This is a genomic window from Trinickia sp. (assembly GCF_051961175.1).
In the GTDB taxonomy this organism is placed as follows: Bacteria; Pseudomonadota; Gammaproteobacteria; order Burkholderiales; family Burkholderiaceae; genus Trinickia.
In genome coordinates, this window is record NZ_JBQCDN010000154.1 from 1 (window position 1) to 3402 (window position 3402).

The following is a 3402-nucleotide window of genomic DNA, read 5'->3' on the forward strand; positions in this document are numbered from 1 at the left end:
GTCTCGAACCAATTGGCGATTTCGTCGAATCCTTCGTCGCGGGCCGTCTTCGCCATACCGGGGTACATGTCCGTGTATTCGTGCGTCTCGCCCGCGATCGCCGATTGCAAGTTCTGTCGCGACGAACCGAATGGCAGCCCCGTTGCGGGATCGCCTACGGCCTCCAGATATTCGAGGTGCCCGTGAGCGTGACCCGTCTCGCCTTCCGCTGTCGACCGAAACAACGCGGCAACGTCGTTCTGGCCTTCCACGTCAGCCTTTGCCGCGAAATACAGATACCGGCGATTCGCTTGCGATTCGCCGGCGAACGCCGCCTTGAGATTGTCTTCCGTCTTGGAGCCTTTCAACTGAGCCATTGTGAGCCTCCTTCCTGGACCGGCGCGCGGCGCGAGGCTGGTCGCCGATTGTCTTTGCGGTATCGGGGGATGGGTACATGCAAGGCCACGCTTCGCACCGGAAGCGCCGCCTATTTCAATCTAGGACGGCAAAGTTCCGTTCCCCAATTGGCAATTTCTATGCGAGCGATAGGCTTTTTCAGCGGGGCGGGCCGGAGCGTGCCACAAGGTGCCGCACATGCGGCAGGGCGCAGCTGCGATCCGTAAAAACGCGAGAACGCGGCCGACCAAGCGCTGCTCGGTCAGCCGCGGCACCTACACAAAGTTAAGCGCTAAGCAGTCGAGCCCCCGCTATCACTTCTCCTCGAGGCGAATATCTCGCGAAGACGCGCCGACATAGAACTGCCCGCCAGTGGCGACCTTCCAACCCTTGCTGCTCGTATCCCACACGCGACGCATTTGCGCGGGAACCTCGACACAGACGCGACGGGATTCGCCGGCTCTCAGGCTCACCTTCTCCCACCCGACAAGACGCTTCGGCGGTTCGACCGGATCGTTCAAACCCGCCAGATACACCTGCGGCACTTCCGCACCGTCAACCGATCCATCGTTGCGCAGTGTGAATGTGACCGTTGCCGAGTGATCACGGTGTTCATGAACACGCAGGTCCGAATACGCGAAGTGCGTATACGACAAGCCGTGCCCGAACGGGAACATCGGTTGGATGTGCTCCGCGTCATACCAGCGATAGCCCATCTTGAGCCCTTCCGCGTACACCGGATTTTGCGCGATCGTGCCGTTGTTCCAGGTCGGCGTATCGGCATCGCGCAGCGGGAACGTCACCGGCAGCTTGCCCGAAGGATTGACCTTGCCGAACAACACATTCGCAATCGCATTGCCGCCGCCTTCGCCCGGGTACCATGCTTCGACGATCGCGGAGACTTGGTCCTTCCACGGCATCAACACCGGGTTGCCGCTTTCGACGACAACGACCGTATGCGGATTAGCCTGCGAGACGGCCTCGACGAGTGCGTCCTGGTTGGACGGATTGGCAAGAGAAAGGCTGTACAGCTCACCAAAGTCCTCGCCCCCGGACTGAGTGACGAACACGATCGCGACATCCGACTGCCGAGCCAGGTTCACAGCCGCATCGATTTCCTGCTGCGTATAGGCCCTGAACGGCGACTGCATGTCCTCGCTACCGGCGAACGTGACCGTCGCATTCGGCGCAAGATTCTTCAGAGCCGTCGTGATGGGCGTGGGCAGCTTGATCCACGGGTTCGGCCACCAGTTGCATCCGGTGGACGTCGGGAACGTCAATCCGCCGCAACCGGGGAACGCGCCCGTTACCGGATCGCGCGTATCGCCCGAGCCCCCGCCGGTGATCACACCGACGTCCGCGTGGCCACCGATGACCGCGATGTGCTTCACGCTGGCCGCATCGAGCGGCAACTGACGATCCTGATTCTTTAGGAGTACGATCGATTGCTCCTCGGCGTGCTGGGCGAAATCGCGTGCCGCGCTGAAATTGATCGGCTGCCCACCCTTCGGCGGATCATCCATGACGCCCGTCTTGATCATGACGTACAGCTTGCGCCGCACCATATCGTCGAGACGTGCCTGCGTGATCTGGTGGCTGTCCAGTGCCTGCTTGACGAGCGCAGGCGTCAAGAACACCGTCGGGCCGACATCTTCTTCCTCGTCCAAGCCCGCATTGATCGCCTTCGCCGTGCTGTGCGCAGCGCCCCAGTCCGATTGGACCTGGCCCTGGAAGTGCCAATCGCCCTTCAGCACATCGTTAAGCACATGCTGGTTCTCGCAAGCGTAATCGCCATCGATCTTGTTGTAGCTGCACATCACGCTACCGGGCCGCCCCTGCTCCACCGCAAGTTCGAAAGGCAGCAGATACAGTTCGCGTAGTGTACGTTCGTCGATCGTATCGTTGCCGCCCATGCGGTTGGTCTCTTGCTCGTTGCCGACGTAGTGCTTGATCGTCGCAATGACCTTGTGGTCCTGCGTGGCACGCGTGCGCGCGGCCAGCATCTCACCGGCCAGCACAGGGTCTTCGCCGAGGTATTCGAACATTCGCCCGCCGCGCGCCTCGCGTGCGAGATTCGTGCCGCCGCCCAGGCCCATGGCGAAGCCTTGCTCACGCAACTGATGGGCGATGACGGCGCCGAATTCATAAGCCAGCGTCGGATCCCAGCTCGCGGCGAGCGCGAGAGTGGCCGGGAACGTCGTGCTCGGTTGAACGGTACTGCCCGAGCCCGTCGCCGAATCGACCATGTTGATGCTGGGGATGCCCAGGCGCGGCACGCCTTGGATGTAGCCCGCGCCGCCGCCCGGCACGTCGCTCATCTGATACTGCGAGTGAATCAACTGCAGCTTTTCGTCGAGAGTCAATTGCTTCACGAGCATATCGGCACGACGGTGCGCCACGTCGTTCATGAATGCGTTGTCCGCCGCCGGAGCGGCGGCATACGAAGCACTTTGCGCGAAAACGCAAAGTGCCGCGGAAGCGAGTGCGAGGGATATACGCTTGACCTGCATGGGTTCGTCTCCGTGATTAATGGCGAGGTTATGTACTGCCTCGTCGCCCTTGCGTAAGGCTGCGTCAGGGCGAGCGAAAGCACGAGACTGTCGTCTCGAAACAAAGCGTCTTACGGATGAAACTCAGTCATGCGGCGCGGGACACCGTTGATGCCGAAGCGCGATACCGGCGAAAGCGGCTTACCGCGAGATGTAGCGAAACTCCAAGCGTAGTAATAGCGCATAAGTAGCCTGACTACAAGTGGCAATCTGTGCGCTTGTTGATATGGACTGTCGTGCAACCTGGAAATGGAATTACTTACCGAGTGATGCGAAATTATGCGGGAAGCTTTGAAGGATTTTCGGCAAGTTTTATAGAGTGGTCAGGCGTGGCGCAGTCGCAGAGGCCAAAAAGTGAATGAGTGACGTGTCGCTGTCAGATTGAACTCGAGCGGTAAGCGCCTCAGATGGGGGCATTAGCACGCATTGAATGCCGCGTGACAGGTAGCCAACGTCAGACTTTATGTTGTTACTGAAT

General features: G+C 60.3%; 2 protein-coding genes. Both read right to left on the reverse strand.

What is annotated here, in order from left to right; genetic code table 11:
- A partial coding sequence (locus tag ACTHL0_RS08925; RefSeq protein WP_440566368.1) for a rubrerythrin family protein occupies window positions 1-356 on the reverse strand: 356 nt, incomplete at its 3' end.
- Window positions 357-689: 333 nt separating this feature from the next.
- On the reverse strand, window positions 690-2885 hold the full coding sequence (locus ACTHL0_RS08930) for a beta-glucosidase family protein (RefSeq protein WP_440566370.1): 2196 nt from the start codon (window positions 2883-2885) through the stop codon (window positions 690-692).
- Window positions 2886-3402 lie beyond the last annotated feature (517 nt).

Bases quoted from the DNA above. Each gene is read 5' to 3' on its own strand.
- ACTHL0_RS08930 (WP_440566370.1), bottom strand. From the start codon at position 2,885: ATGCAGGTCAAGCGTATATCCCTCGCACTCGCTTCCGCGGCACTTTGC.